This window comes from Dactylosporangium sp. NPDC005572 (assembly GCF_040605515.1).
In the GTDB taxonomy this organism is placed as follows: domain Bacteria; phylum Actinomycetota; class Actinomycetes; order Mycobacteriales; family Micromonosporaceae; genus Dactylosporangium.
Window position 1 is genome coordinate 1 of record NZ_JBEXCY010000360.1, and the last position, 6,508, is coordinate 6,508.

Sequence of the window (6,508 nt, forward strand, 5' to 3'; positions counted from 1 at the left end):
GCGCGGCGGGGCAGGCCCGGCGGCGACGGGGCGCGACGGGGCCGGCGGCGCGGCAGGGCGGCGGTGGGTGGGGTCTTGCGGACGGGCTTGGCGCCTCGTTGGTGTCCGTCCTGGTGTTGGGCGGTGGGTGGTTCAGTCCGGCAGGGAGGACTTGAGGGAGTCCGCGAAGGCCCGCACCTCCGACAGCGTGGTGTCGAAGGCGGTCATCCAGCGGGCGGTGGAGGATGGTGGGTGCCACTCGAAGGCGTACGTCTCGTGGAGGTGGGCGGCGGACTCCGGCGGGATCGTCGCGAAGACCGCGTTGGACTGCGTCGGGTGGGCCATCGTCACGCCGGGCAGGGCGGACGCGGCGGTCGACAGGGCTGACGCCGTGGTGTTGGCCTGCTTGGCGTTCGTGCGCCAGAGGTCGTCCTCCAGCAACGCTGCCAGTTGGGCCGCCACGAAGCGCATCTTCGACGTCAGTTGCATCGCCTGTTTCTGGAGGTGGTGGCGCGGCGTGGCCAGTGACGGGTTCAGGAACACGACCGCCTCGGCGCCCAGTGCGCCGTTCTTGGTGCCGCCGAACGTCAGGACGTCGATGCCGCACGCGGCGAACGCCGACAGGTCGACGTCCAGGGACACCGCCGCGTTGGACAGGCGGGCGCCGTCGACGTGCAGGAGCATGTCGTTGGCGTGGGTCCACGACGCTATCTCGCGCAGGGACTCCAGCGAGTAGACCGTGCCCAGCTCGGTCGGCTGGGCCAGGGAGACCGCGCGGGGGACGGGGCGGTGGGGGTCGTCGGGCGGCCACGTGGCCGCCGAGAGTAACGGGACCGTCAGGCGGCCGTCGGGGGTGGGGATGCCGACCAGCTTGCTGCCGAGGAAGCGCTCCGGGGTGCCGGCCTCGTCGGTCAGGATGTGGGCCGTGGTCGCGCACAGGGCGGCCTCGTGGGGGCGGAGCAGCGCGGCCAGGGCGATGATGTTCGCCGCGGTGCCGGTCAGGGCGAAGGCCACCTCCACGGCCGTGCCGAAGTGGGCGCGGAGGAGGGCGACCGCCCTGGACGTGACGGCGTCCAGGCCGTAGGACGGGGCGGTCGAGGCGTTGGCGGCCGCGATCGCCGCGAGGACGGCCGGGTGGACCCCCGCGGTGTTGTCGCTGGCGAACCTCGCGGAGACAGGCCGAGGCGGTGGGGGCGTCGCCGACTCCGACGATGACGACGGTGATCCCGGCGGTGATCCCGGCGGCGCGAACCCCTGCGACTCTTCCACGCCCCCATCCTGCAACCCGGGTACGACAAAAACCCGAAAGCTCGGACCATGCGTGGCGATGTCGGCGGTGTGACCTCACCCGCCCCCACGCCGCTCGACGCCGGTCGTCGACGCGACGGCCGCCACAAGGAGCTGATCGCGCAGCTCGTCGTAGGTCGGCGCTAGGGAGCGCAGCGCCGCCGCGGCCCGCGGGAAGTCGCCGGCGACGATCGGGTGCTGCAGCGACCCGACGAGCCGGGCCTGCCGCGCGGCGACGTCGGCCGCGCCCGGCAGGCCGGCCAGGTTCAGGCAGTCGGCGGTGTCGGCGAGCCGCCGGGCGCCGACCCGGATCGCGAACCACATGAGGTGCTCGCGCACCCCGTCGCCGGCGCCGGCCTCCACCATCGAGGCGAGCTGCTCGGCGGCGACGCCGTTGCCGACGCTACCGGGTGGCATGGGCGCGTCGGTGACCATGCCGAGCCGGTCGATCGCGGCGGGGACGACGGCGCGGATGGCGTCGGCGGGGGACACGTCGGCGACCTTCCGGAAGCCGGTCCGCATCGTGTACGGCGAGCCGTAGTCGACGGTCGTGGCCTCCCACGCGGCGAGGAAGTCGGCGACGGGCACCTCCGCGTAGGGGTAGCCGTGCGGGTCGTGGACGAGGACCCGGGTGGGGGACACGTCGAGCACGACGACGTAGTGGTCGGCGCCGATCGGGCCGGTCATCTCGGGCTGGTGGCGCAGGTGGCCCATCTCGAGCGGCCCGACCCACACCGGCCCCTCGGCGGCGGCGTCGCGCAGCTGCGCGAGGGTCGCGCCGCGGTGCGTGTCGGAGGCCCAGCCGATCGCGGCGAGGGCCTGGTCGAAGCCGAGCTCCGGGTTCCAGCCGTAGGCGTCGAAGAAGGCGGTCCGGCCCCCGATGAGCTGCATGCCGAACGGTCCGGTGGTGGCGACCTCGATGACCGCGGTGGACGGCGACGCCGGCCCGAGGAGCATGGCGAAGGAGTTGGCGTAGCAGTACGGGCCGCTGCCGACGTACGGGTGGTGGTACACCTGGAGACTCCAAAATTCAGACGGGGTAGGCGACGTCGAAGAGGGCGCCGCCGGTGCCGGGTGTGATCTCGTACGGCGAGCCGGTGCACAGCACGCCGCCGGCGTCGGTCCACGCCTCGACGGCGTCGTAGACGCGCAGGATGAGCGGCAGGTCCTCGTGCGAGGCCGGCACCGGCAGGTAGGCCTCGGCGTGCGCGGCGACGAGCCGGATGGCGAGGTCGGCGACGGGTTCGAGGCTGCCGGTGCAGGCGACGGCGACCTCGACGAGGCCCTCGCTGTCCGGGGTGACCAGCTCGTGGAAGGTGACGATGCGCCGGCCGTCGGCGGGCAGCCCGGAGGCGCGCAGGTGGGCGCGGATGTCGCGCTCGCCGCCCTCGACGAGGCCGGGCAGCTCGCTCGACGTGATCCGGGCGCTGCGGCACAGGACCTTCGTCGCCGGTACCTCCCGGACCGCGACGAGGGCGGTGAGCGCGTCGTCGGCGCCCTCGCCCTGGGCCGCCTCGACGCCGGCGGCCCGCTCGTCGAGCAGCCGCCGCTGGGTGTGCAGCCAGCCGCGCAGCTCCAGCGCGCGGGCCTCGGGCGTCAGGTCGGCGAGGTAGCCGATGCGGGCCAGCGGCAGCCCGAGCCGGCGCAGCCGGGCGATGACGCGGGCGCGGGGCAGCTGGTCGACGGAGTAGGACCGGTACCCGGTGGCGGGGTCGACGGCGGCCGGCAGCAGCAGGCCCTGCTCGGCGTACAGGCGCAGGGCCTTCGGCGACAGCTGCGCGGCGGCGCCGAACTCACCGGCGCGGAGGTGACGGTCGTTCACGCGGCCCAGTCTGGACCGTGCCCTTGGGGCCAGGTCAACGAAATCCGATCTGCAAAAAGGTCGGAGAACCGTATCGTCGGTGTCGATGCCACGAACCGATCACCGCCTGGCCCGGCTCGACGACGCCTGGGCCGTCCTCGACAACCCGCACGGCGTCCCGGTGGAGCTGTGCGCCGGCCCCGATGTACCGGTGGAGCCGGCCGCCGTCGATGAGCTGCTCACCGTCCTCGACACCGCCCGCACGCTGCGCACCCTCGCCGACGCGGTGCCGGGCCTCGACCGGGAGCCGCGCATCGACCGGGTCGTGTGCACGCCCGACTTCCACAAGGGCGCCGGCATCCCGATCGGCACCGTGCTGCGCACGAGCGGCGCGCTCATCCCGCAGGCGGTCGGCAACGACGTCAACTGCGGGATGCGGGTCGAGGTCACCTCGCTCACCGTGGACCGGGTCCGGCCGCGGCTCGACGCGCTCGAGGCGCGGCTGCGGCACCTGTTCTTCGAGGGCGGGCGGCGCATCGGCCTGACCCCGGCGCAGCGCGAGGGCCTGCTGCGCGACGGTCTGCCGGGCCTGTTCGACGCCGGCGCCCGGGTCGGCGACGCGGACCCGATGCATGCGGCCGCCTGGCCGGCGCCGGACGCGGAGGCGTTCCGGGACTGGGTCACCAGCGGCGGCGGCACGAGCTACGACAGCATCATCGGCAGCGTCGGCGGCGGCAACCACTTCGCCGAGTTGCAGTACGTCGCCGCCGTCCACGACGGTGCGGCCGCCTACGCGTGGGGCCTGGTGCCCGGCCGGGTCGTCCTCATGGTGCACAGCGGCTCGCTGTCCCTCGGGCACCAGGCGAACGCCACCGGGCAGGACCAGGCGCGGGCGCTGTGGCCGAAGGGCGTGCCGGCCCCCGCCAACCGGGTCCTGCCGATCCTGCTGAGCGACGCTTCGGCGCTTCGGATCCAGCGGTACCGCACCGCGTTCGCGAACGCCGCGAACTTCGCGATCGGCAACCGGTTCTTCCTCGCGCAGATGCTGCGGACCGGTCTCGTGGCGGCGGTCGGGGAGCTGGAGTCGCGGCTCGTCTACGAGTCCCCGCACAACCTGCTGTGGGACGGGGACGCCGGCACGGTCCTGCACCGCAAGGGTGCGACCCCGGCGGGCGGCGCCGACGCGGACCGCCCGTTCGGCGAGCCGGTCATCGTGCCCGGTTCGATGGGCGCGCCCAGCTACCTGCTGCGCGGGCTGGGCAGCGAGCGGGCCCTCGGCAGTGCCTGCCACGGCGCCGGGCGCAGCATCCCGCGCGGTGCGACGGCGCGGGGCGGCGACGCCGAGCTCGACGCGTTCCTGCGCGAGTTCCGGGTCGTCACCCCGGTGAACCCGCGCGACCCGGCGGTGGCCGGCCGCCGCGACGTCGTCGAGGCGTGGCGGCGCGACCTCAAGCAGGAGGCGCCCTGGGCGTACAAGGAGATCGGGCCGGTCGTCGACAGCCTGCGCCGGGCCGGGGTGGCCGAACCCGTCGCCGAGCTGCGCCCGATCCTGACGGTCAAGGGTTAGGTGCTCGGATGATCCGGTTGGACCGGTGTGCCGGTGAAGTACTGCCGAACCGGTGCGGATCGGGACCATTCCGGTCGCTTAAATGTGCCACAAGTCCGGGTTAAGGTTGCCCAGACATCCGATGTCAGGGGTACAGTGACATCGACAACGGCGAAAGTCTCGGCGGCTTTGCGTCCGACACCCGGTCGCGGGTCCCGGTGGAGCGCCGCCCTTCGCCTGCTGGGAGCCCCCCGTGGCCGCCCGCAGACGAAAGGGAAGCACCGCATGAGCCTCTCCCGACGGAAAGTCCTCGCCGGTGGGATCGCCGCCGCCGGCCTCGGCGCCACGGGGTACCTCACGATGGGCTCGGCCGAGGCGGCCAGCCCGCCCGGCGACGTCGTCGGCAAGATCTCCGTCGGCTACCAGGGCTGGTTCGCCTGCCCCGGCGACGGGGCGCCGATCAACCAGTGGTGGCACTGGAGCCGCAACGGCGGGCAGCCGCCGTCGCCGTCGAACACCACGATCGTGTCGTGGCCCGACATGCGCGAGTTTACGCGCGGGTACACCACCGCCTACGGCAACCTCGGCAACGGCCAGCCCGCCCGGCTGTTCTCGTCGTACGACCAGCAGACGGTCGACACCCACTTCAAATGGATGCAGCAGTACGGGGTCGACACCGCCGCGCTGCAGCGGTTCAACCCGTTCGGGGGCGAAGGACCGACCCGCGACGCGATGACCGCCAAGGTGCGGCAGGCCGCCGAGGCGACCGGCCGCAAGTTCTACATCATGTACGACGTCACGAGCTGGACGAACATGCAGTCGGAGCTGAAGACCGACTGGACCACGAAGATGTCGGCGTACACGTCGTCGCCGTCCTACGCGCGGCAGAACGGCAAGCCGGTGGTCTGCATCTGGGGCTTCGGCTTCAACGACCCCGGCCGCCCGTTCGCGCCCGCCCCGTGCCTCGAGGTGGTCAACTGGTTCAAGAACCAGGGCTGCTACGTGATCGGTGGGGTGCCGACGTACTGGCGGACCGGCGTCAACGACTCCCGGGCCGGGTTCGGCGACGTGTACCGCGCGTTCAACATGATCTCGCCGTGGATGGTCGGCCGCACCGGCGACCTGGCCGGCCTCGACTCGTTCTACACCAACGTCAACACCCCCGACCAGGCCGAGTGCAACGCGCGGGGCATCGACTACCAGCCCTGCGTGATGCCGGGCGACCTGTCCGCGGGCGCCCGCCACCACGGGGACTTCTACTGGCGGCACATCTACAACATGACCCGGCTCGGCGCCCAGGGGCTGTACGTGTCGATGTTCGACGAGTTCAACGAGGGCAACCAGATCGCCAAGACGGCCGAAAACGCGTCGATGCAGCCGGTCAACTTCGGCTTCCGCGCCCTCGACGAGGACGGCGTGGCCTGCTCGTCCGACTACTACCTGCGCATCACCGCGGACGGCGGCCGGATGTTCAAGGGCCAGGCCGCGCTGACCGCGACCCGCCCCACGCAGCCGGTGGCCGGCGGTCCGACGACGCCGCCGTCCGGTGGCATCGGGCTGCGCTCCCGGGCGAACAACCAGCTCGTGTCGCTGCGCGCCGACGGCGTGCTCATCGCCTCCGGCGGGGCCGGTGAGCGCTTCGACCAGGTCGACCTCGGCGGCGGCAACGTGGCCCTGCGCGCGCGCTCCAACTCCCGCTACGTCTGCGCCGAGAACGCGGGCGCGGCCAACCTGGTCGCCAACCGCACGGCCGTGGGCGGCTGGGAGACGTTCCGCCTGATCCGCAACTCCAACGGCACGGTGAGCTTCCAGGCCACGGTCAACAGCCGGTACGTGTGCGCGTAGAGGGTGGTGCCGCCGGCGAGTGGCCGGGCCCCGCGGTCCAGGGCCGCCAC

5 protein-coding genes are annotated in these 6,508 nt (G+C 73.1%); 2 read left to right on the plus strand and 3 right to left on the minus strand.

Features of this window, described 5'->3' with window-relative positions; translation table 11 throughout:
* Positions 1-132: 132 nt before the first annotated feature.
* The 3 genes from ABZS66_RS59810 to ABZS66_RS59820 form a co-directional block, all read right to left on the minus strand.
* A complete protein-coding gene (locus ABZS66_RS59810; protein WP_354773628.1) occupies positions 133-1,248 on the minus strand; it encodes a beta-eliminating lyase-related protein in 1,116 nt (371 codons plus the stop codon).
* A gap of 75 nt (positions 1,249-1,323) precedes the next feature.
* Positions 1,324-2,280: a hypothetical protein gene (locus tag ABZS66_RS59815; RefSeq protein ID WP_354773630.1), complete on the minus strand. Its 957-nt coding sequence runs from the start codon at positions 2,278-2,280 to the stop codon at positions 1,324-1,326.
* A 16-nt stretch (positions 2,281-2,296) separates the two neighbouring features.
* Entirely contained in the window at positions 2,297-3,088 is a 792-nt protein-coding gene (locus ABZS66_RS59820) for a MerR family transcriptional regulator (protein ID WP_354773632.1), read from the minus strand.
* A gap of 85 nt (positions 3,089-3,173) precedes the next feature.
* On the opposite strand from ABZS66_RS59820, the gene ABZS66_RS59825 reads away from it, so the two are divergent.
* Positions 3,174-4,634, plus strand: a complete 1,461-nt coding sequence (locus ABZS66_RS59825) for an RtcB family protein (protein WP_354773634.1) — start codon at positions 3,174-3,176, stop codon at positions 4,632-4,634.
* 264 nt (positions 4,635-4,898) lie between these two features.
* Entirely contained in the window at positions 4,899-6,458 is a 1,560-nt protein-coding gene (locus ABZS66_RS59830) for a lectin (RefSeq protein ID WP_354773636.1), read from the plus strand.
* The last annotated feature ends 50 nt before the right edge of the window (positions 6,459-6,508 follow it).